Source organism: Pseudorhodobacter sp. E13 (assembly GCF_003991405.1).
GTDB lineage: Bacteria > Pseudomonadota > Alphaproteobacteria > Rhodobacterales > Rhodobacteraceae > Pseudorhodobacter.
Genome location: NZ_RPEN01000130.1, coordinates 1 through 21284 on the forward strand (window position 1 = coordinate 1; position 21284 = coordinate 21284).

At 59.4% G+C, this 21284-nt stretch carries 17 protein-coding genes, 1 tRNA gene and 1 pseudogene; 18 read left to right on the forward strand and 1 reads right to left on the reverse strand.

Annotation, left to right across the window (positions count from 1 at the left end):
• From tuf to EGN72_RS01300, 4 genes and pseudogenes are all read left to right on the forward strand, one after another.
• Window positions 1-346: pseudogene (tuf, locus tag EGN72_RS01285) on the forward strand (elongation factor Tu); the annotation flags it as partial.
• Window positions 347-690: 344 nt separating this feature from the next.
• A complete protein-coding gene (locus tag EGN72_RS01290; RefSeq protein WP_127044844.1) occupies window positions 691-1338 on the forward strand; it encodes a CatB-related O-acetyltransferase in 648 nt (215 codons plus the stop codon).
• The gene (locus EGN72_RS01295; protein ID WP_127044845.1) at window positions 1335-2105 is read left to right on the forward strand and encodes an alpha/beta hydrolase; all 771 of its coding nucleotides are present in this window, start codon (window positions 1335-1337) and stop codon (window positions 2103-2105) included. The genes EGN72_RS01290 and EGN72_RS01295 overlap by 4 nt, the downstream gene beginning before the upstream one ends.
• A gap of 127 nt (window positions 2106-2232) precedes the next feature.
• A tRNA-Trp gene (locus EGN72_RS01300) sits at window positions 2233-2308 on the forward strand.
• Window positions 2309-2355: 47 nt separating this feature from the next.
• Here the strand turns inward: EGN72_RS01300 and EGN72_RS01305 are convergent.
• On the reverse strand, window positions 2356-2763 hold the full coding sequence (locus EGN72_RS01305; RefSeq protein ID WP_127044846.1) for a hypothetical protein: 408 nt from the start codon (window positions 2761-2763) through the stop codon (window positions 2356-2358).
• A gap of 216 nt (window positions 2764-2979) precedes the next feature.
• Between EGN72_RS01305 and EGN72_RS01310 the strand changes: the two genes are divergently transcribed.
• The 14 genes from EGN72_RS01310 to EGN72_RS01375 all read left to right on the forward strand — a co-directional run.
• Window positions 2980-4458 carry a hypothetical protein gene (locus EGN72_RS01310; RefSeq protein WP_127044847.1) on the forward strand — a complete coding sequence of 493 codons (1479 nt, stop codon included), beginning with the start codon at window positions 2980-2982 and terminating at the stop codon, window positions 4456-4458.
• Window positions 4459-4533: 75 nt separating this feature from the next.
• Entirely contained in the window at window positions 4534-4731 is a 198-nt protein-coding gene (gene secE / locus EGN72_RS01315; RefSeq protein ID WP_127044848.1) for a preprotein translocase subunit SecE, read from the forward strand.
• Between the two features lie 191 nt (window positions 4732-4922).
• Window positions 4923-5456, forward strand: coding sequence for a transcription termination/antitermination protein NusG (nusG, locus tag EGN72_RS01320; protein ID WP_127044849.1), 534 nt, complete (start codon window positions 4923-4925; stop codon window positions 5454-5456).
• 102 nt (window positions 5457-5558) lie between these two features.
• On the forward strand, window positions 5559-6011 hold the full coding sequence (gene rplK / locus EGN72_RS01325; protein WP_127044850.1) for a 50S ribosomal protein L11: 453 nt from the start codon (window positions 5559-5561) through the stop codon (window positions 6009-6011).
• A 3-nt stretch (window positions 6012-6014) separates the two neighbouring features.
• The gene (rplA, locus tag EGN72_RS01330) at window positions 6015-6713 is read left to right on the forward strand and encodes a 50S ribosomal protein L1 (RefSeq protein ID WP_127044851.1); all 699 of its coding nucleotides are present in this window, start codon (window positions 6015-6017) and stop codon (window positions 6711-6713) included.
• A gap of 261 nt (window positions 6714-6974) precedes the next feature.
• Complete coding sequence (gene rplJ / locus EGN72_RS01335; protein WP_127044852.1) at window positions 6975-7490, forward strand: 50S ribosomal protein L10; 516 nt, start codon at window positions 6975-6977, stop codon at window positions 7488-7490.
• Window positions 7491-7559: 69 nt separating this feature from the next.
• A complete protein-coding gene (rplL, locus tag EGN72_RS01340) occupies window positions 7560-7934 on the forward strand; it encodes a 50S ribosomal protein L7/L12 (RefSeq protein ID WP_127044853.1) in 375 nt (124 codons plus the stop codon).
• A 270-nt stretch (window positions 7935-8204) separates the two neighbouring features.
• Entirely contained in the window at window positions 8205-12338 is a 4134-nt protein-coding gene (rpoB, locus tag EGN72_RS01345) for a DNA-directed RNA polymerase subunit beta (protein WP_127044854.1), read from the forward strand.
• Window positions 12339-12438: 100 nt separating this feature from the next.
• Entirely contained in the window at window positions 12439-16653 is a 4215-nt protein-coding gene (rpoC, locus tag EGN72_RS01350; RefSeq protein WP_127044855.1) for a DNA-directed RNA polymerase subunit beta', read from the forward strand.
• A gap of 208 nt (window positions 16654-16861) precedes the next feature.
• Window positions 16862-17827, forward strand: a complete 966-nt coding sequence (locus EGN72_RS01355; protein WP_127044856.1) for a DMT family transporter — start codon at window positions 16862-16864, stop codon at window positions 17825-17827.
• A 277-nt stretch (window positions 17828-18104) separates the two neighbouring features.
• The gene (rpsL, locus tag EGN72_RS01360) at window positions 18105-18476 is read left to right on the forward strand and encodes a 30S ribosomal protein S12 (protein WP_127044857.1); all 372 of its coding nucleotides are present in this window, start codon (window positions 18105-18107) and stop codon (window positions 18474-18476) included.
• Window positions 18477-18487: 11 nt separating this feature from the next.
• Entirely contained in the window at window positions 18488-18958 is a 471-nt protein-coding gene (rpsG, locus tag EGN72_RS01365) for a 30S ribosomal protein S7 (RefSeq protein ID WP_127044858.1), read from the forward strand.
• A 9-nt stretch (window positions 18959-18967) separates the two neighbouring features.
• Window positions 18968-21091 carry an elongation factor G gene (gene fusA, locus EGN72_RS01370; RefSeq protein WP_127044859.1) on the forward strand — a complete coding sequence of 708 codons (2124 nt, stop codon included), beginning with the start codon at window positions 18968-18970 and terminating at the stop codon, window positions 21089-21091.
• An 82-nt stretch (window positions 21092-21173) separates the two neighbouring features.
• Window positions 21174-21284 (forward strand): GTP-binding protein (locus EGN72_RS01375; protein WP_158623108.1); only part of this gene is annotated, 111 nt, incomplete at its 3' end.

Here is a 21284-nt window from a genome sequence, read left to right on the forward strand (position 1 = left end):
CGGTGTTGACCGTGAAGGCATCGAGCGTGGTCAGGTTCTGTGCAAGCCCGCTTCGGTGAAGCCGCACACGAAGTTTGAAGCCGAAGCCTATATTCTGACCAAAGAAGAAGGGGGCCGTCACACGCCGTTCTTCGCGAACTACCGTCCGCAGTTTTACTTCCGCACGACCGACGTGACGGGTACGGTAATGCTGCCGGAAGGCACCGAAATGGTGATGCCGGGCGACAACCTGAAGTTCAACGTCGAACTGATCGCCCCGATCGCCATGGAAGAAAAACTGCGCTTCGCCATCCGTGAAGGCGGCCGCACGGTAGGGGCAGGGGTGGTTTCCAAGATCATCGCTTGATGATCTTGAACACTCAAGGCGCCGCTGGCGTCGTTTCGAAAATCATCGCCTAAGTCTGGCGGGTTTTTTCGGAAAGAATAAAGGCGCGTGGGGGGGCAACCCTGCGCGCCTTTTCCTATCTGCGGAATCGCGCGCGATTCTTAGTGTAAGCTGTTGATGTTATTGACTAGTAGCTAAAAAATTCATCAAAAATTAACGCCTGAGTCGCGCAAAGCGCCGCGGCTGCGTGGTTTACAAACGGCCGATGCAGGCTCAATCTGATGCTCTGGCGCGCGATGAGGGAGGCGGAAATGGATATCCAACGGGGCTGATCAACCGATATCAACCACAGATAGGATAGACCCATGCCTGCATTTCTGAACGCCGATGCGCGCCACCCGATGCGCTTTGCCGGGGGGCGGGAAAACCCCGCGATGGTGCATCTGGCAGTGGCGATCGACCATCCCAATATCACGGTCGGGGCCCATACCTATGCCAATGATTTTGACCCGCCCGAGGATTGGGCCGCGCGTCTGGCCCCCTATACCTATGCCGGCGCGCCGGAGCATTTGCGGATTGGCAAATTCTGCCAGATCGCGCATGGCGTCCGGTTCATCACCGCCTCGGCCAATCATCCGATGGGGCTTTCCACCTATCCATTTCCGGTTTTCGACCCGTCGAAACTGGAGCTTTATAAAGACAGCTTTAACGGTTTGCCGGATACGGTGATCGGGCATGATTGCTGGATCGGGCATGGGGCGATTGTCTTGCCGGGCGCGCGGCTGGGCCATGGGGTGATTGTGGGGGCGGGGGCTGTGGTTGGCGGCACGATCCCCGATTATGCCATCGTGGCGGGCAATCCGGCACGGGTGCTGCGGCTGCGCTTCGCTCCCGCCCAGGTGGCACGCCTGCTGGCGCTGCGCTGGTGGGATTGGCCCTTGGACCGGGTAGAGGCGGCGCTGCCCGCGTTGATGGGGGTTGATCTTGCGGCGCTGGAAGGCTGCGCGCCATGATCCTGCGCGGGCCGTGCTATGACGAAAGCCGGGGCCTGCGGCTGGATGCCTATCTGCCAGCGGGGCCTGTGCGGGCTGTCGTGCTGTATCTGCATGGCGGCGGGTTTCTGAAAGGCAGTCGGGAGGAGCCTTTGGTGCAGGCGCTTGCGGCGCGGCTTAGCCCACAGGCGGTGGCCGTGGTGTCGGCGGATTACCGGTTGCGCGTGCCGCTATCGGCCTTTCCGCCGCAGCAGGCCAAGGAGATTGCGGCGATGCAGGCGCGATCTGTCGCGGCGGGGCTGACGCTGGCGCCGCGGCTTTGCGGGCCGGCGATGATCGCTGCGGTGCAGGATGCCAGCGCGGCCTTGGCTGCTGTTCGCGGCGGACTCGTGCCGGGGCTGCAAGGGCTTCCGGTGGTGGTGCTTGGCGTGTCAGCGGGTGGGATTGCGGGGTTGTCACTGGCGCATCCGCCCAAGGGCATGGCGCTGGCGCGGCCCGATGCGGTGCTGTCGGTTGCGGGGGCGATGGTGCAGCCGTGGCGTTTGCGGCGCGCCGGGCCGCCTTGTGTGATGCTGCACGGGCAGCGGGACCGGGTGATCGGGTTGGAAAACCCGGCGCTTGCGGCACGCCGCGCCACCGCGCAGGGCATTGATCTGCGGCTGGTGGACAGTGGCGTTGCCGGGCACAACACCCAAGTCACCGCGCTGCTGGAAGGGCGGGACGCGCAAGGCCGCCCCTATTTTGACCATTTGCTGCACCTCGCACTGGGGCCGGGTGCCACAGCTTAGCCGCCCGCTTTTGTGCCTTTCCCCTAGCGCGCGGGGCTTGGCCCATGCGGCGACAAAAACCTTGGGGGCAGGGGCCAGATGCCCCTTGATTTCGCCAAGGCTTTGGCCTATCCCCCCGCACAGGCATAGGAGTTTAGCTCAGTTGGTAGAGCATCGGTCTCCAAAACCGAGGGTCGTGGGTTCGAGTCCCCCAACTCCTGCCACTTTTTCCAGACCGTAAGAATTGCGTCTGCGCTTTTTGGGGCGGGGTTCAGCCTTTGGCTGCGGGTCTGATATAGGTCCGGGCGACAAGGGACAGAACCGCCCAAACCCCTGTCCGCAGGATCATCGCGCCGACGGTGCGCGGCTCATAGGCGCCGCCTTGCCAGATGTGTATTCCAAAGATCAGCATGACCAGAAAGGTTGCGGCAAAGATCGCAAGGGAGAGCCAGACAGCGGGCGCATGCCGCAGGAACATGCCGATCCCTGCGATCACATAGGCAAATCCGGACAGAAAGTTGAACCAGAGCACGAAGGGAACCGCATTGCCGACGGCAGCGCGGGCCGCTTCGCCACCGAACAGCGCCTGACCGCCGGACAGGATGGTCAGAAGGCCAAAGACGATTGCCACGCCTGCCGAGATTTTCAAGGCGCGGTTTCCGGGGTGTTGTTCGGTCATGTGCCATCCCTCCTGACGGGCTGATGTAACCCGATGATGCCATGAGGGGGGGCGGTTTCGGTTGACCAGCGTCAAGGCCGGGCGTTTTTTCCGGCGCGCCCGGCGCATTGTGATGGGCCGGCGCGGGCAGAAATGGTCTTGCCTTGGTCCCGCGATCGCCAGAATGCTGCCTTTATCCACGGGCCTAATGCACGGAAAGGTTGCAGGAGGCTTGCCATGATTCGTTTGCTGATGTCGCTGTTCTTTGCACCGTTCTGGGTGCATTTCCTTCTTGCGGGCGGGATTGCTGGGCTGGGGGCCTATGTGACCTTTGCCGAAACGGAATCGCGTGCCGAAATTGCGCGGATGGCAAATGAATCGGCCCCCGAGGCGGTGCCGATTGAGGCGTTCTCCAGCGACAAGCGGTTCTATTTGCCGGTGGAGGTGAATGTCTCGGCGCAGATTGCGATGGATCACAAGGTCCGGCTGGTTGAAACCAAGAATGGCAAGACGACAAGCGAACGGCTGATGTTCATTCTGCTGGCACCAGATGCCTCGGCGGAGGCGCGGACGGCGCAGGGTGCGGTGATCCTGCACCCGGATGAGCTGGAAGCCTTCGCGGCTTGGGCGACGTTGAAAACCCTGATGGGCGGGCGGGAGGGCGCGCAGGGCCCCGTTATGCAGCTTGACGGGATGGTCGACAGCCCTTCGGACAAATCGCACATCAAGACCGCCTTGAAAAACCAAGGCTATACCCCTGCCAAGGATTTTCTCTATATCGCGCCGTTCTTGGAGGGACGTGCCGCCGCTTTTGCGAAAGAGCTGGAAGGAGAACCGCTGACGCTGGCGCCGTTCCTGAAATTTGCCAGTGTGTTTGTGTTGGCAGGGGTGTTGCGGCTGTTGTTCAGGCTGCTGATGGGGGGCAAGACGCGGGCCGTGGTGGCGAAGGCCAACCCCACACCGATGCCACCTGCACCAAATGCCGGTCAGATGCCCGTAGTGGACCTGCCGAAGCCGCCGATGGTTGCAGCGGCGCGCGACAATGATTTCATCGGCGCTCTGGCCCGCAAGAAACAAGCCGAGCTTGCCCAGCCTGACCTGCCACCTGCTGCCAAAGCGCCGCCGGTGATTGTGTCCTCGCCAAGCCTGAGCGAGAAGTTGGGCGGCGCGCTGGGGTCCGGAATGGGCGGGTTCGCCCGCAAGGCGGTTGGGTTTGGCGCGGCGATCGTGCTATATCTGTTCATCATGAATTTCAGCGGCTCTTTCGGGCTGCCGGGGGCGGTTTCGCTGATGGGGGACAGGCTGCCGCAGCCAGAGGCCACGGTGGCTGTGGCCAATGCGCCCGACGCCAGTATCGTGATGAAGGCCGCGCCGGTGGTGCAAACGCCCGTTCCGGCAGCGGAGCCTGCCGCGCCGATCCAAGCGCAGGTCGCAAGCCCCGCTCCGCAATCCAAAATGGCCTTTTTCGCGGACAGGTTCGCCCATTCCTGGGGCAAGCTGAAGGCGCAGTTCTTGCTGTGGCAGGCCGCCCCGCCGCTGTGGCTGATCGCCACCATCCTTGGCGCGCTGATCTTTGTGCCTGCCCTGATCTTGCTGCAATCCATGATACGGACAGGCAGCCGGCAGAAAGACATGAAAATTGACCCGTTTGAACGCCTGTTGCAGCGCCGTCTGGCCGAACAGGCGCGGATGGATCGGGGTGCCGTGGGCGGCTAGCCCGTGCAGCGGGCTTGAATCCTTGCGCGCAAACGGCTATCTGCGCGGAAAGCAGCGAACAGTCAGGACGTAAAGATGGCAAAGGCCAATCCCCTACAGTTTATCCAGCAAGTGCGGACCGAGGTTTCCAAGGTTGTCTGGCCGACCCGCCGTGAGGTGGTGTTGACCACGATCATGGTGTTCATCATGGCCGCCTTGACCGCGACTTTCTTTTCGCTGGTCGATCTGACGATCCGCACCGGCCTGAGCGCGGTCATCAACTCCCTGGGCTGAAAGCGGCCAGAACCGGCCTTACCCCCTTGAAATTGCGGGGCGGGGCCTGTATTCGGGCCACTACTCGGGACTGAAAAACGCGCGGCGATTCGGGCCGCGCGTTGTTTTTTGTTCTACGCGGCGCGGAAAATCCGCGAAAAAGTCAAAGAATTACCGGGGCTTAGGCCCTGGATCAGATAGGTGAAGCAGGCATGGCGAAGCGTTGGTATTCGGTGAGCGTTCTCTCGAACTTCGAGAAGAAAATCGCTGAGCAGATCAAGACAGCCGTGGCCGAAGCCGGGCTTGAGGATGAAATCGAAGAGGTTCTCGTCCCGACCGAAGAAGTGCTGGAAGTGCGTCGCGGCAAGAAAGTGACATCCGAGCGTCGCTTCATGCCGGGCTATGTGCTGGTGCGGATGGAGATGTCGAACAAGGGCTATCACCTGATTTCGTCGATCAACCGCGTCACCGGGTTCCTTGGCCCGCAGGGCAAGCCGATGCCGATGCGCGACGAAGAAGTGAACGCGATCCTGAACCGGGTTGAAGAAGGCGAAGCCGCCCCGCGCAACCTGATCCGCTTTGAAGTGGGTGAGCAGGTGAACGTGACTGACGGGCCGTTCGAAGGCTTTGCCGGGATGGTCGAGGAAGTGGATGAGGACCATAGCCGCCTGAAGGTGACTGTGTCGATCTTTGGCCGGGCCACCCCGGTCGAACTGGAATTCACGCAGGTCGCCAAAACGGCCTGACGTGATCTCGTGGGAGGCAAGCGCACGCAAGTTTGTGTGTGGGGGCCGAACCACTAAACCATGCGCCCCACGGTGGGGTGCGGTGATAAAAGGAGAGGCCACATGGCCAAGAAGGTTATTGGGCAGCTGAAGCTGCAAGTTAAAGCGGGGCAAGCCAACCCGTCCCCACCCGTCGGCCCTGCACTGGGTCAGCGCGGCCTGAACATCATGGCTTTCGTGAAGGAATTCAACGCGAAGACCGCTGATCTGGAGCCGGGCACCCCGACCCCGACGATCATCACCTATTATCAGGACAAGTCGTTCAGCTTGGAAACCAAGACTGCACCTGCGTCCTACATGCTGAAAAAAGCTGCCGGTCTGCCGCCTGTTGGCAAGCGTAACCGCCCCAAAGGGTCGGTGAAGCCGGGCCGCGAAGTGGCTGGCACCGTGACCGTGGCGCAAGTGCGTGCGATTGCAGAAGCCAAGATGAAAGATCTGAACGCCATCGACATCGAAGGCGCAATGCAGATCATCCTTGGGTCGGCCCGCTCTTGCGGTATCGAGGTGAAAGGTTAAGTCATGGCAAAGTTTGGAAAACGGACGCGCGCGGCGCGGGAAGCCTTTGCTGGCAAAGACATGATCGCCCTTGATGATGCGGTTGCGCTGATCAAGGCGAATGCCAAGGCGAAATTCGACGAGACGCTGGAAATCGCGATGAACCTGGGTGTTGACCCGCGTCACGCGGACCAGATGGTTCGTGGCGTTGTGACTCTGCCGAACGGCACCGGTAAAACCGTGCGCGTGGCTGTGTTCGCACGCGGCCCGAAGGCGGATGAGGCAACGGCTGCTGGTGCAGATATCGTTGGCGCAGAAGACCTGATGGAAGCCATTCAGGCTGGCAAGATCGACTTTGATCGTTGCATCGCAACCCCGGACATGATGCCGCTGGTCGGCCGTCTGGGCAAGATCCTTGGCCCGCGCAACCTGATGCCGAACCCGAAGGTCGGGACGGTGACGATGGATGTGGCGACTGCGGTGAACAACGCCAAAGGCGGCGAAGTGCAGTTCAAGGTTGAAAAGGCCGGCGTTATCCATGCGGGTATCGGCAAAGCCTCTTTCGACGCGGCAAAGCTGGCTGAAAACGTGCGCGCCTTCGTGGACGCCGTGACCAAGGCCCGCCCGGCAGGCGCAAAAGGCACCTATGTGAAGAAGATTTCCTTGTCTTCGACCATGGGCCCCGGCGTTGCTGTGGATGTGGCTTCGGCTGCTGCGAAGTAAGCCCTGCGCTGCGGCGCAACACAAGAATTCCTGACCCTTCGGGGAAGGGATGGCGGGGCCGCCAAAACGGCCCTGTCCTGTCCGAGACGGTGGGGGGGCATCTGCCCTTAATCTTCCTGCCTGAGATGGGGATCGAGACAAATTTCCGGGGGTATCCCTCGGGTGATCTGGCCTCGGGACCCGTTAAAAGGACCCGAACGCCCTTTCTTCGGAAGGGGCAAATATGAGCCGGAGGGAAACCTCCAAACTTGGAGTGAAACTGTGGATAGAGCACAAAAAGAGAAAGTGGTCGAGGAACTCGGCCAGATCTTTGAAAGCTCTGGCGTCGTAGTGGTTGCCCACTACGCCGGGATCACGGTTGCACAGATGCAGAGCCTCCGCGCCGAAATGCGCAAAGTTGGTGGTTCTGTACGCGTTGCCAAGAACAAGCTCGCCAAGATCGCCCTTGAAGGGAAGCCCGCTGCAAAGATGGCTGACCTGCTTACGGGCATGACCGTGATGGCCTATTCCGAGGACCCTGTCGCTGCTGCGAAGGTCGCGGATGAGTACGCCAAGAAGAACGACAAGTTCGTCATTCTTGGTGGTGCTATGGGTGACACGTTGTTGGATCCTGCTGGTGTGAAAGCCGTGGCACAGATGCCGTCGCGTGAGGAGCTTATCGCTTCGATCGTGTCTTGCATCGGTGCACCTGCGTCGAACATCGCCGGGGCCATTGGCGCGCCTGCTTCGAACATCGCCGGCATCTTGTCCACCATCGAGGACAAGGCTGCCGCCTGAGCAATCTAATGATCCGGCGTGGTTGATATTACCGACGTTGGAACCCATCTTAACTGAACGGAACAGAAAATGGCTGATCTGAAAAAACTCGCCGAAGAAATCGTGGGTCTTACCCTGCTTCAGGCACAAGAACTGAAAACCATCCTGAAGGATGAGTATGGCATCGAGCCCGCTGCTGGCGGCGCTGTGATGATGGCTGGCCCTGCTGCAGGCCCGGCTGAGGCTGCTGAAGAGCAGACCGAATTTGACGTTGTTCTGACCGATGCTGGCCCGAACAAAATCAACGTCATCAAAGAAGTGCGCGGCATCACCGGTCTTGGTCTGAAAGAAGCCAAGGACCTGGTTGAAGCAGGCGGCAAAGTGAAAGAAGGCGTGTCGAAAGCTGACGCTGAAGGCTTCAAGAAGAAGCTGGAAGAAGCTGGCGCAAAGGTCGACCTGAAGTAATTCAGGCCGGGTGCTGCTTGCAGCATCGCCGAAAACGGGGCTGGGTGCGATGTATTTCGCGCCCAGCCATCTGCGTCTAAGGCGCATCTTGGCAGGGATTTGGCGCGGGCAGGGGCCCGAAATCTCTTCCAAGGTGTGTTGTCAATGTTCGGGAGCTTTCCGGTGGGACGGAAGGCATGAATTGAACCGATAACCCCTCTATCGCCAAGCGGCGTATGCTCGTGGCCCGACGAGCCTGCGCCGGCGAAACGATGAAAGGTGACGATGAGCATGGCTCAGAGCTACGTAGGTCAAAAGCGTATCCGCCGCTACTTTGGCAAAATCCGTGAAGTGCTGGAGATGCCGAACCTGATCGAGGTTCAGAAATCCTCCTATGATTTGTTCCTGAAATCGGGCGAAGGCCCGAAGCCCGCCGATGGCGAAGGTATTCAGGGCGTTTTCCAATCGGTGTTCCCGATCAAGGATTTCAATGAAACGGCTGTTTTGGAGTTCGTGAAATACGAGCTTGAAAAGCCGAAATATGATGTCGACGAATGTCAGTCGCGCGACATGACTTATGCCGCACCGTTGAAGGTGACGCTGCGTCTGATCGTGTTTGATGTCGACGAAGATACCGGCGCGCGGTCGGTCAAGGACATCAAGGAACAAGACGTGTTCATGGGCGATATGCCTTTGATGACGCATAACGGGACGTTCGTCGTGAACGGCACCGAGCGCGTGATCGTGTCTCAGATGCACCGCTCGCCGGGCGTGTTCTTTGACCATGACAAGGGCAAGACGCATTCCAGCGGCAAGCTGCTGTTTGCCTGCCGGATCATCCCCTATCGCGGGTCGTGGCTGGACTTTGAGTTTGACGCCAAGGACATCGTGTTCGCCCGTATCGACCGCCGCCGGAAACTGCCGGTGACGACGCTTCTTTATGCGCTTGGCATGGGCCAAGAGCAGATCATGGACGCGTATTACAATACGGTCAGCTACAAATATGAGAAGAACAAGGGCTGGGTCACCAAGTTCTTCCCCGAGCGTGTGCGCGGCACCCGCCCGACCTTTGATATCGTGGACGCGGCCACCGGCGAAGTGCTGTGCAAGGCTGGCGAAAAGATGACGCCGCGGATGGTCAAGAAGATCATCGACGAAGGCAAGGTCAAGGAGCTGCTGCTGCCCTACGATCAGATCGTGGGCAAATATGTGGCCAAGGACATCATCAACGAAGAAACCGGCGAGATCTGGGTCGAAGCCGGCGACGAATTGACGATGGAATATGACAAGGACGGCGAAGTGAAAGGCGGAACCCTGAAGGTTCTGCTGGACCAAGGCATTACCGATATTCCGGTTCTGGATATCGATAACGTCAACGTCGGCCCCTATATCCGCAACACCATGGCCGCCGACAAGAACATGGGCCGCGACACCGCGTTGATGGATATTTACCGCGTCATGCGCCCGGGTGAGCCGCCGACCGTTGAGGCCGCGTCGAACCTGTTCGACACCTTGTTCTTTGACAGCGAGCGTTACGACCTTTCGGCCGTGGGTCGCGTGAAGATGAACATGCGTCTGGATCTGGGCAAGCCCGACACCCAGCGCACGCTGGACCGTGACGACATCATCGCCTGCATCAAGGCCTTGACCGAATTGCGTGATGGCAAGGGCGAGATTGACGATATCGACCACCTCGGCAACCGCCGTGTGCGTTCGGTTGGCGAATTGATGGAAAATCAGTATCGCGTCGGCCTGCTGCGCATGGAACGCGCCATCAAAGAGCGTATGTCGAGCGTCGAGATTGACACGATCATGCCGCAAGACCTGATCAACGCGAAACCGGCTGCGGCTGCGGTGCGGGAATTCTTTGGTTCCAGCCAGTTGTCGCAGTTCATGGACCAAACCAACCCGCTGTCCGAAGTGACGCACAAGCGCCGTCTGTCGGCCCTTGGGCCGGGCGGTCTGACGCGGGAACGTGCGGGCTTTGAGGTGCGCGACGTTCACCCGACCCATTATGGCCGGATGTGCCCGATTGAAACGCCGGAAGGTCAGAACATCGGTCTGATCAACTCGCTCGCCACCTTTGCGCGGGTGAACAAATATGGCTTCATCGAGACACCGTATCGCAAGGTCATTGACGGCAAGGTGACGGACGAAGTCGTCTATATGTCGGCGACCGAGGAAATGCGGCACACGGTGGCACAGGCCAACGCATCCTTGGACGCAGATGGTCGCTTCATGAATGATCTGGTTTCCACGCGGAAATCCGGCGAATTCATGCTGAACCCTTCAGAAGCTGTCGATCTGATCGACGTTTCGCCCAAGCAGTTGGTGTCGGTTGCGGCCTCGCTCATTCCGTTCCTTGAAAACGACGACGCTAACCGCGCGTTGATGGGTTCGAACATGATGCGTCAGGCGGTGCCTTTGGTGAAATCCGATGCGCCGTTCGTCGGCACGGGGATTGAAGGCATCGTGGCCCGCGATTCCGGGGCGGCCATCATGGCGCGCCGGGCGGGTGTGATTGATCAGGTGGACGCGTCCCGTATCGTTGTGCGGGCGACCGAAATGCTGGAGCCGGGTGAGCCGGGCGTCGACATCTATCGTCTGCGCAAGTTCAAGCGGTCCAACCAGTCGTCCTGCATCAACCAGCGTCCGCTGGTGAAGGTGGGTGATACGGTTGTGCGCGGCGAAGTTGTGGCCGATGGCCCTTGCACCGATATGGGCGAACTGGCCGTTGGCCGGAACGTCATCGTGGCCTTCATGCCGTGGAATGGCTACAACTACGAAGACTCGATCCTGATTTCCGAGCGTATTCTGAAAGACGACGTGTTCACCTCGATCCACATCGACGAATACGAAGTCGCGGCGCGCGATACGAAACTGGGGCCGGAAGAAATTACCCGCGATATTCCGAACGTCGGTGAGGAAGCCCTGCGCAACCTCGACGAAGCCGGGATCGTTTACATCGGTGCTGAAGTGCAGCCGGGTGACATTCTGGTGGGTAAGATCACGCCAAAGGGCGAAAGCCCGATGACGCCGGAAGAAAAGCTGCTGCGCGCCATCTTTGGTGAAAAGGCCAGCGACGTGCGCGACACGTCCTTGCGTCTGCCGCCGGGGGCCTTTGGCACGATCGTCGAAGTGCGGGTGTTCAACCGTCACGGTGTGGACAAGGACGAACGCGCGCTTCAGATCGAGCGGGAAGAAGTTGAACGCCTCGCGCGCGACCGGGATGACGAATTGGTCATTCTGGAGCGCAACATCTATGCGCGTCTGAAAACCCTGATCATGGGGAAAACCGCTGTTAAGGGGCCGAAGGGCATCAAGGCAGGGTCGACCATTGATGAGGAGCTGTTGGGCACGCTAAGCCGTGGCCAGTGGTGGCAGTTGGCGCTGGGTGAAGAAGCCGAAGCCAAGGACGTTGAGGCGCTGCACGACCAGTATGAGGCGCAAAAGCGCGCCTTGGATCACCGTTTCGACGACAAGGTCGAAAAGGTGCGTCGCGGCGATGATCTGCCTCCGGGCGTGATGAAGATGGTCAAGGTGTTCGTGGCGGTGAAGCGCAAGCTGCAACCGGGCGACAAGATGGCTGGTCGTCACGGCAACAAAGGTGTTGTCAGCCGCGTGGTTCCGATGGAAGACATGCCGTTCCTAGCAGATGGAACGACCGTGGATATCTGTTTGAACCCGCTGGGCGTGCCGTCACGGATGAACGTCGGTCAGATTCTGGAAACCCATATGGGTTGGGCTGCACGCGGCTTTGGGATCAAGATCGACGAGGCTTTGTCCGAGTATCGTCGTTCGGGCGATATGACCCCGGTGCGCGATGCGGTGCGTCTGGCTTATGGCGATGAGACTTATGAAGCGGCGTTTGCTGGTCAGGATGAGGAAACCTTCCTTGAACTGGCAGGCAATGTGACCGGCGGTGTGCCGATCGCAACGCCGGTTTTCGACGGTGCCAAGGAAGCGGATATCAACGATGCGCTGAAGCGGGCTGGTTTTGACCAGTCTGGTCAGTCTGTCGTGTTTGATGGCCGCACCGGCGAGCAGTTCGCGCGCCCGGTCACTGTCGGGGTCAAATACCTGCTGAAGCTGCATCACCTTGTCGATGACAAGCTGCACGCACGTTCGACCGGCCCATACTCGCTTGTCACGCAGCAGCCGCTGGGTGGTAAGGCGCAGTTCGGTGGTCAGCGTCTTGGGGAGATGGAGGTCTGGGCCTTGGAGGCTTATGGCGCCGCCTACACCCTGCAAGAGATGCTGACTGTGAAGTCGGATGACGTGGCGGGCCGGACCAAAGTGTATGAGAGCATCGTGAAGGGCGAAGACAACTTTGAGGCCGGCGTGCCTGAAAGCTTCAACGTTCTGGTGAAGGAAGTGCGCGGCCTCGGCCTGAATATGGAACTCCTGGATGCGGAGGAAGAGTGACGGGGTGGTGGGCAGATTGCCCACCCTACACCGTCCGTAGGGTGGGCAATTTGCCCACCTTACCCCTTCTCCCCCGCCGCCCCCATTCAAGGATGTGAAAATGAACCAGGAACTTTCGACCAACCCGTTCAACCCGGTTGCCCCGGTCAAGACCTTTGACGAGATCAAGATCTCTCTGGCCAGCCCGGAGCGGATTCTGAGCTGGTCTTATGGTGAGATCAAAAAGCCGGAAACCATCAACTACCGCACGTTCAAGCCCGAGCGTGACGGCCTGTTCTGCGCGCGTATCTTTGGCCCGATCAAGGATTACGAATGCCTGTGCGGCAAATACAAGCGCATGAAATATCGCGGCGTTGTCTGCGAAAAATGCGGCGTTGAAGTCACGCTGCAAAAGGTCCGCCGTGAGCGGATGGGCCATATCGAACTGGCCGCCCCGGTTGCGCATATCTGGTTCCTCAAGTCGCTGCCGAGCCGTATTGGCCTGATGCTGGACACTACGCTGCGCGATCTGGAGCGTATTCTCTACTTCGAAAACTATGTGGTGATTGAGCCGGGTCTGACCGACCTGACCTATGGCCAGTTGATGACCGAAGAAGAGTATCTGGACGCGCAAGACCTCTATGGCGCGGACGCGTTCACCGCCAATATCGGCGCTGAAGCCATCCGTGAAATGCTGGCTGCGATCGACCTTGAGGCGACCGCCGAGCAATTGCGCGAGGAGCTGAAAGAAGCCACCGGCGAATTGAAGCCGAAAAAGATCATCAAGCGTTTGAAGATCGTGGAAAGCTTCCTTGAATCCGGCAACCGCCCGGAATGGATGATCCTGACCGTGCTTCCGGTGATCCCGCCGGAACTGCGCCCCTTGGTGCCGCTGGATGGTGGCCGCTTTGCGACCTCTGACCTGAACGACCTTTACCGCCGCGTCATCAACCGGAACAACCGTTTGAAGCGTCTGATCGAGTTGCGTGCGCCCGATATCATCGTGCGCAACGAAAAGCGCATGTTGCAGGAAGCTGTGGACGCGTTGTTTGACAACGGCCGTCGTGGCCGCGTGATCACGGGCACCAACAAGCGCCCGCTGAAATCGCTGTCGGACATGCTGAAGGGTAAGCAGGGTCGGTTCCGTCAGAACTTGCTTGGTAAGCGCGTCGACTTCTCGGGTCGTTCGGTTATCGTGACCGGTCCGGAACTCAAGCTGCATCAGTGCGGTTTGCCGAAGAAGATGGCCTTGGAACTGTTCAAGCCGTTCATCTATTCGCGTCTGGAGGCCAAAGGGCTTTCCAGCACCGTGAAACAGGCGAAAAAGCTGGTGGAAAAAGAGCGTCCCGAGGTTTGGGATATTCTGGATGAGGTGATCCGCGAGCATCCGGTTCTGCTGAACCGTGCGCCGACGCTGCACCGCTTGGGCATTCAGGCGTTCGAGCCGATCCTGATCGAAGGCAAGGCGATCCAGCTTCACCCGCTGGTCTGCTCGGCCTTTAACGCCGACTTTGACGGTGACCAGATGGCCGTTCACGTCCCGCTGAGCCTTGAGGCCCAGTTGGAAGCGCGCGTCTTGATGATGTCGACGAACAACGTCTTGTCGCCGGCCAACGGTGCGCCGATCATCGTGCCGTCGCAGGATATGGTGTTGGGTCTGTATTACACCACCATGGAACGCAAAGGCATGGTTGGCGAAGGCATGGCTTTTGCGGATGTGACCGAGGTGGAGCATGCTTTGGCTGCGGGTGCGGTGCATCTGCATGCCTCGATCAAGGCGCGCATCAAGCAGATCGACGACGAGGGCAATGAGGTTTGGAAGCGGTATGACACCACGCCGGGCCGCCTGCGTCTGGGCAACCTGCTGCCGCTGAACGCCAAGGCACCTTTCGATCTGGTGAACCGCTTGTTGCGCAAGAAAGACGTGCAGAACGTCATCGACACCGTCTACCGTTATTGCGGTCAGAAAGAGTCGGTGATCTTCTGTGACCAGATCATGACCATGGGCTTCCGTGAGGCATTCAAGGCCGGTATTTCCTTCGGTAAGGACGACATGCTGATCCCCGATACCAAATGGGATATCGTGAATGGCGTGCGCGATCAGGTGAAGGATTTCGAACAGCAGTATATGGACGGCCTGATCACTCAGGGCGAGAAGTATAACAAGGTTGTTGATGCCTGGTCGAAGTGCTCGGATACCGTTGCTGGCGAGATGATGAAAGAAATCTCGGCAGTGCGTTACACCGATGCCGGCGCGGAAAAAGAGCCGAACTCGGTTTACATGATGTCGCACTCCGGTGCGCGGGGTTCGCCTGCGCAGATGAAGCAGCTTGGCGGTATGCGCGGCCTGATGGCCAAGCCGTCGGGGGAGATCATCGAGACGCCGATCATCTCGAACTTTAAAGAAGGTCTGACCGTGTTGGAGTATTTCAACTCTACCCACGGTGCCCGTAAGGGCCTTGCGGATACGGCTTTGAAGACGGCGAACTCGGGCTATCTGACGCGGCGTCTGGTGGACGTGGCACAGGATTGCATCGTGCGCGCCCATGATTGCGGCACTGAAAACAGCATCACCGCTTCGGCGGCTGTGAATGATGGCGAGGTTGTCTCTTCGCTGTCCGAGCGGGTGCTGGGCCGTGTGGCGGCTGAGGATATCCTTGTGCCCGGTCAGGACGAAGTGATCGTGGCACGCGGCGAGCTGATCGACGAGCGCAAGGCGGATCTGATTGATCAGGCCGGTGTTGCATCGGCGCGTATCCGCAGCCCCTTGACATGTGAGGCCGAAGAGGGCGTTTGCGCCCAGTGCTATGGCCGTGACCTTGCACGCGGGACTTTGGTGAACCAAGGTGAAGCTGTCGGCATCATCGCCGCGCAGTCGATTGGGGAGCCGGGCACGCAGCTGACGATGCGGACCTTCCACATCGGCGGTATTGCGCAGGGTGGTCAGCAGTCCTTCCTCGAAGCAAGCCAAGAGGGCAAGGTCGAGTTCCGCAACGCCAACCTGCTGGAAAACGCAGCGGGTGAACAGGTCGTCATGGGCCGCGCGATGCAAATCGCGATCATTGACGAAGCCGGGCAAGAGCGGGCATCGCACAAGGTGTCTTACGGTGCCAAGGTTCACGTCAAGGATGGCCAAGCGGTCAAGCGCGGCGCGAAACTGTTCGAATGGGACCCCTATACCCTGCCGATCATCGCCGAAAAGGCCGGTGTGACGCGGTTCGTGGACCTTGTGTCGGGTATCTCTGTGCGTGAGGAAACCGATGATGCGACCGGCATGACACAGAAGATCGTGTCTGACTGGCGGTCGGCGCCGAAGGGCAATGACCTGAAGCCGGAAGTCATCATCATGGATGCCGACGGAGAGCCGGTGCGCAATGAAGCGGGGAACCCGATTTCCTATCCGATGTCGGTCGACGCGATTTTGTCGGTCGAAGACGGTCAGGACATTCGCCCCGGTGACGTTGTTGCCCGTATTCCGCGGGAAGGTGCCAAGACCAAGGACATCACCGGGGGTCTTCCCCGCGTGGCGGAATTGTTCGAAGCCCGCCGTCCGAAGGATAACGCGATCATCGCGGAATCCGATGGCTATGTGCGGTTCGGCAAGGACTACAAGAACAAGCGCCGCATCACGCTGGAACCGATTGATGACAGCCTTCAGCCGCTGGAATACATGGTGCCGAAAGGCAAGCATATTCCGGTGCAGGAAGGTGATTTCGTCCAGAAGGGCGATTACATCATGGACGGCAACCCGGCCCCGCACGATATTCTGCGGATCCTGGGAGTCGAGGCACTGGCCAACTACATGATTGACGAAGTGCAGGACGTGTATCGTCTGCAAGGCGTGAAGATCAACGACAAGCATATCGAAGTGATCGTGCGTCAGATGCTGCAAAAGTTCGAGGTTCTTGACTCGGGCCAGACCACGCTGCTGAAGGGCGAAAACGTCGATAAGCAAGAGTTGGAAGAAGCAAACGCCAAGGCACATCGTCTGGGCGTGCGTCCGGCAACGGCAGAACCGATCCTTCTGGGGATCACCAAAGCCAGCTTGCAGACACGCAGCTTCATCTCGGCAGCGTCGTTCCAGGAAACCACGCGGGTCCTGACCGAGGCTTCGGTTCAGGGCAAGCGCGACAAACTGGTCGGCCTGAAAGAGAACGTCATCGTTGGTCGTCTGATCCCGGCAGGGACAGGGGGTGCCACCAGCCGCGTGAAGCGCATCGCCGCCGAGCGTGATACCAAGGTCGTGGAGGCCCGCCGGTCCGAAGCCGAGCAGGCAGCCGCCTTGGCCGCGCCGGAACCGGTTGCCGCTGATCCGGTGGAAAGCCGCGACGAATAAGCGCGCCTGAAGGAATGGAAAAGGCCCCCCGCAGGAGACTGCGGGGGGCCTTTTCACTTTGTCAGGGATACAAAGTTTTGGCCCTGCGGGTCTTGACCTTGGGGGCCCTTGGCGGAAAGGGTCGGCCAAAGCATATCGCGTTTTCCCCGGTTCCAATCTGCATCGGGCAGGGCAGATGCGATGCGCTTCATAGGGTAGGGGGCAAAGCTTGGCACTTTCAGACAACGCGCGCGGCAGCCTTTATATGATGGTCGCCATGGCGACCTTCACGATCAATGACAGCTTCATGAAAGCGGTGATGCAGGTATTGCCGATGTCACAGGCGATTGTGATCCGAGGCGCGATGACTTTGGCGGCCTTGCTGGTGCTGGCACGGGTGATGGGCATTGGCAGCCTTGCCGTGCCGCCCGGCGATCGCAAGCTGTTGGGCTGGCGCACCTTGGCAGAGCTGTGCGCGACGCTGACCTTTCTGCTGGCCCTGCGGCAGATGCCGCTCGCCAATCTGTCGGCCATTCTGCAATCCTTGCCCTTGGCGGTGACACTGGGGGCGGCGCTGGCCTTGAAGGAACCCGTGGGTTGGCGGCGGATGACGGCGATTGCCATCGGCTTTGGCGGGGTGCTGTTGATCGTGCGACCGGGCACCGAAGGGTTCAATATCTGGTCGGTGGTGGCCTTGATCTCGGTTGCGTTTGTGGTGGTGCGTGACCTGACGACGCGACAGTTTTCGCATGGTCTGCCTTCCGTCACCATTGCGATTTACACATCAGTTGCGGTGACGTTGATGGGCGCGATCTATAGCGTGGTGGCCGTGACGCTGATGGGGCTGGGCGGGCCGGGTGAACTGGCGTTAGAGACTTGGATCGCGGTGAACCCAAAGGTGCTGGCGCTGTTGGCGGGCGCCTCGGCCATGCTGATCATGGGCTATCTGTTCATCGTGATGGCGATGCGGGTGGGCGATGTTGCGGTGGTTGCGCCGTTCCGCTATTCCGCGCTGATCTGGGCGATTGTCATCGGCTGGTTGGCGTTTGACGATTTCCCGCGCGGGCTGACCTTGCTGGGGGCGTTTATCGTGGTGGCGATGGGGCTGTATACCTATCTGCGCGAGCACCAGTTGCAACGCCGCATCGCGGCCAGCAAAGCCTCGATGACGGGCACGGCCACCCCGGATCGCTAAGCCCTATTGGGTCGCGGTGTGTTGACATCCTCTGCGACTCCCCCTATACGCCGCAACACCTGAGGCCTGCGCGAGCATGTCCAAAGGTCTCAAAGACTGAAGTGGTCATGATCCGGGCCGTGAAATGCCCCGATCCTCTGGAATTCCACCGCACCGTCACCCGCAAGGGCGACGACTGCGGTTTTGGTGTTTTGTGAAGGCACAAGATGCCGTCGAGAAGTAGTGTGCCGGAAAAAGACCGGTGCGAGTATTGACAGTTGCAACACGAGGAACGTGAATGCCAACGATCCAACAGCTAATCCGCAAACCGCGCGAGCCGCGCGTTCAGCGGTCCAAGTCGCAGCACTTGGAATCCTGCCCCCAAAAGCGCGGCGTATGCACCCGCGTTTACACAACGACCCCGAAAAAGCCGAACTCGGCTATGCGGAAAGTCGCAAAAGTGCGTCTGACCAATGGTTTTGAGGTCATCAGCTACATTCCGGGCGAAAAGCACAACCTGCAAGAGCACTCTGTTGTTCTGATCCGCGGCGGCCGTGTAAAAGACCTTCCGGGTGTCCGTTACCACATCCTGCGCGGTGTGTTGGATACCCAAGGCGTAAAAGACCGTCGTCAACGCCGTTCGAAATACGGCGCGAAGCGGCCGAAGTGAGGAGTTGAGATATGTCACGTCGTCACGCCGCTGAAAAACGCGAGATTCTGCCTGACGCCAAGTATGGCGATAAGGTTCTGACAAAGTTCATGAACAACCTGATGATCGACGGCAAGAAATCTGTCGCCGAATCCATCGTCTACAACGCGCTGACCCGCGTTGAAGAGCGCCTGAAGCGCGCCCCGATCGAGTGCTTCCATGAAGCACTGGAAAACGTGAAGCCGTCCGTCGAAGTGCGGTCGCGTCGCGTTGGTGGTGCAACCTATCAGGTTCCGGTTGATGTGCGCTCGGAGCGCCGCGAAGCTTTGGCCATTCGTTGGCTGATCATCGCTGCCCGCAAGCGCAACGAAAACACCATGGAAGAGCGTCTGGCTGCCGAGCTTTCGGATGCCGTCAACAACCGTGGCACCGCCGTCAAAAAGCGGGAAGACACCCATAAAATGGCCGACGCAAACAAAGCGTTCAGCCATTACCGCTGGTAAGAGGGCATCATGGCACGCGAGTACGAACTACGGCGCTACCGGAATATCGGGATCATGGCGCATATCGACGCGGGTAAAACCACGACGACCGAGCGGATTCTGTATTACACAGGCAAGTCGCACAAAATCGGCGAAGTGCATGATGGTGCCGCCACCATGGACTGGATGGAGCAGGAGCAGGAGCGTGGCATCACGATCACTTCCGCTGCAACCACCACCTTCTGGCAGCGTCAGGAAGACCCGACCACCGAAGGCACTTCGGACACGAAATACCGTTTCAACATCATCGACACCCCCGGCCACGTTGACTTCACCATTGAAGTAGAGCGTTCGCTGGCGGTTCTGGATGGGGCCATCTGCTTGCTGGACGCCAACGCTGGTGTTGAGCCGCAGACCGAAACCGTATGGCGTCAGGCTGACCGTTATAAAGTTCCGCGGATTGTGTTCGTCAACAAGATGGACAAGATCGGCGCGGACTTCTTTAACTGCGTCAAGATGATCAAAGACCGCACTGGCGCGACTCCGCTGCCGATCGCTTTGCCGATTGGTGCCGAGGACAAGCTGGAAGGCATCATCGACCTGATCAAGATGGAAGAATGGGTGTGGGAAGGCGAAGATCTGGGCGCAGCCTGGGTTCGTAAGCCGATCCGTGCCGATCTGGCCGATCAGGCCGCTGAATGGCGCATGAACCTGCTGGAAATCGCCGTCGAGCAAGACGACGACGCGATGGAAGCATATCTGGAAGGCAATGAGCCTGACGAGGCAACCCTGCGCAAGCTGATCCGCAAGGGCACGCTGTCGCTGTCCTTCGTGCCGGTGACTGCGGGTTCCGCGTTCAAGAACAAAGGCGTTCAGCCGCTGTTGAACTCGGTTATCGACTATCTGCCTTCGCCTTTGGACGTGCCGGCCTATATGGGCTTCGTTCCGGGCGATGAGACGGAAACCCGTAACCAGCCGCGTTCGGCCGATGACAGCCAGCCCTTCTCGGCTTTGGCCTTCAAAATCATGAACGACCCCTTCGTCGGTTCCTTGACCTTCACGCGGATCTATTCCGGCGTGTTGAAAAAGGGCGACCAGATGGTCAACACGACCAAAGGCCGCAAAGAGCGCGTTGGCCGTATGATGATGATGCACGCCATCAACCGCGAAGAGATTGAAGAAGCCTTTGCAGGCGACATCATCGCTTTGGCTGGTCTGAAGGAAACCACGACCGGCGACACCCTGTCCGACCCGAACAATCAGGTCGTTCTGGAAACCATGACCTTCCCCGAGCCGGTGATCGAGATCGCCGTCGAGCCGAAGACCAAGGCTGACCAGGAAAAAATGGGTATCGCACTGGCACGTCTGGCTGCCGAAGACCCGTCCTTCCGCGTGGAAACTGACTTCGAGAGCGGTCAGACCATCATGAAGGGCATGGGCGAACTTCACCTCGACATTCTGGTTGACCGTATGAAGCGGGAATTCAAGGTTGAGGCGAATATTGGTGCGCCGCAGGTGGCTTACCGTGAAACCATCTCTCGCGAAGCCGAGATCGACTACACGCACAAGAAGCAGTCCGGTGGGACCGGCCAGTTCGCGCGCGTGAAGATGATCATCACGCCGACCGAGCCGGGCGAAGGTTATTCCTTCGAAAGCCGTATCGTTGGTGGTGCTGTTCCGAAGGAATACATCCCCGGCGTTGAAAAGGGTATCAAGTCTGTCATGGACTCGGGCCCCTTGGCTGGCTTCCCGGTTATCGACTTCAAGGTTGCCTTGGTCGATGGCGCGTTCCACGACGTTGACTCCAGCGTTCTGGCCTTTGAAATCGCGGCCCGTGCCGGGATGCGTGAAGGTCTGAAGAAAGCTGGCGCAAAGCTGCTGGAACCGATCATGAAGGTCGAAGTTGTGACCCCGGAGGAATATACCGGTGGTGTGATCGGCGACTTGACGTCGCGTCGTGGGATGGTGACGGGGCAAGACAGCCGCGGCAACGCCAACGTGATCGCGTCGATGGTGCCTTTGGCAAACATGTTCGGCTACATCAACACGCTGCGGTCCATGACCTCGGGCCGTGCTGTGTTCTCGATGACCTTCGACCATTACGACGCTGTTCCGCAGAACATCTCGGACGAAATCCAGAAGAAATACGCATAAACGGTGCGGCGGGGGAAACCCCGCCCTCCATTCCGTAGGGTGTGCTTTGGCGCACCGCACCTATCCAAATCAGGAGGCCATCATGGCAAAGGCAAAGTTTGAACGCACCAAACCGCACGTAAACATCGGCACGATTGGTCACGTTGACCACGGCAAGACGACGTTGACGGCGGCGATCACGAAGTATTTTGGC

Excerpts from the sequence above, each read along its gene's own strand:
- EGN72_RS01310 (WP_127044847.1), top strand. The coding sequence starts at position 2,980 with ATGATTCGTTTGCTGATGTCGCTGTTCTTTGCACCGTTCTGGGTGCAT.
- rpsL (WP_127044857.1), top strand. The coding sequence starts at position 18,105 with ATGCCAACGATCCAACAGCTAATCCGCAAACCGCGCGAGCCGCGCGTT.
- secE (WP_127044848.1), top strand. The coding sequence starts at position 4,534 with ATGGCAAAGGCCAATCCCCTACAGTTTATCCAGCAAGTGCGGACCGAG.
- rplK (WP_127044850.1), top strand. The coding sequence starts at position 5,559 with ATGGCCAAGAAGGTTATTGGGCAGCTGAAGCTGCAAGTTAAAGCGGGG.
- EGN72_RS01305 (WP_127044846.1), bottom strand. The coding sequence starts at position 2,763 with ATGACCGAACAACACCCCGGAAACCGCGCCTTGAAAATCTCGGCAGGC.
- EGN72_RS01295 (WP_127044845.1), top strand. The coding sequence starts at position 1,335 with ATGATCCTGCGCGGGCCGTGCTATGACGAAAGCCGGGGCCTGCGGCTG.
- rpoC (WP_127044855.1), top strand. The coding sequence starts at position 12,439 with ATGAACCAGGAACTTTCGACCAACCCGTTCAACCCGGTTGCCCCGGTC.
- rplA (WP_127044851.1), top strand. The coding sequence starts at position 6,015 with ATGGCAAAGTTTGGAAAACGGACGCGCGCGGCGCGGGAAGCCTTTGCT.
- nusG (WP_127044849.1), top strand. The coding sequence starts at position 4,923 with ATGGCGAAGCGTTGGTATTCGGTGAGCGTTCTCTCGAACTTCGAGAAG.
- rpoB (WP_127044854.1), top strand. The coding sequence starts at position 8,205 with ATGGCTCAGAGCTACGTAGGTCAAAAGCGTATCCGCCGCTACTTTGGC.
- EGN72_RS01290 (WP_127044844.1), top strand. The coding sequence starts at position 691 with ATGCCTGCATTTCTGAACGCCGATGCGCGCCACCCGATGCGCTTTGCC.
- fusA (WP_127044859.1), top strand. The coding sequence starts at position 18,968 with ATGGCACGCGAGTACGAACTACGGCGCTACCGGAATATCGGGATCATG.
- rpsG (WP_127044858.1), top strand. The coding sequence starts at position 18,488 with ATGTCACGTCGTCACGCCGCTGAAAAACGCGAGATTCTGCCTGACGCC.
- rplL (WP_127044853.1), top strand. The coding sequence starts at position 7,560 with ATGGCTGATCTGAAAAAACTCGCCGAAGAAATCGTGGGTCTTACCCTG.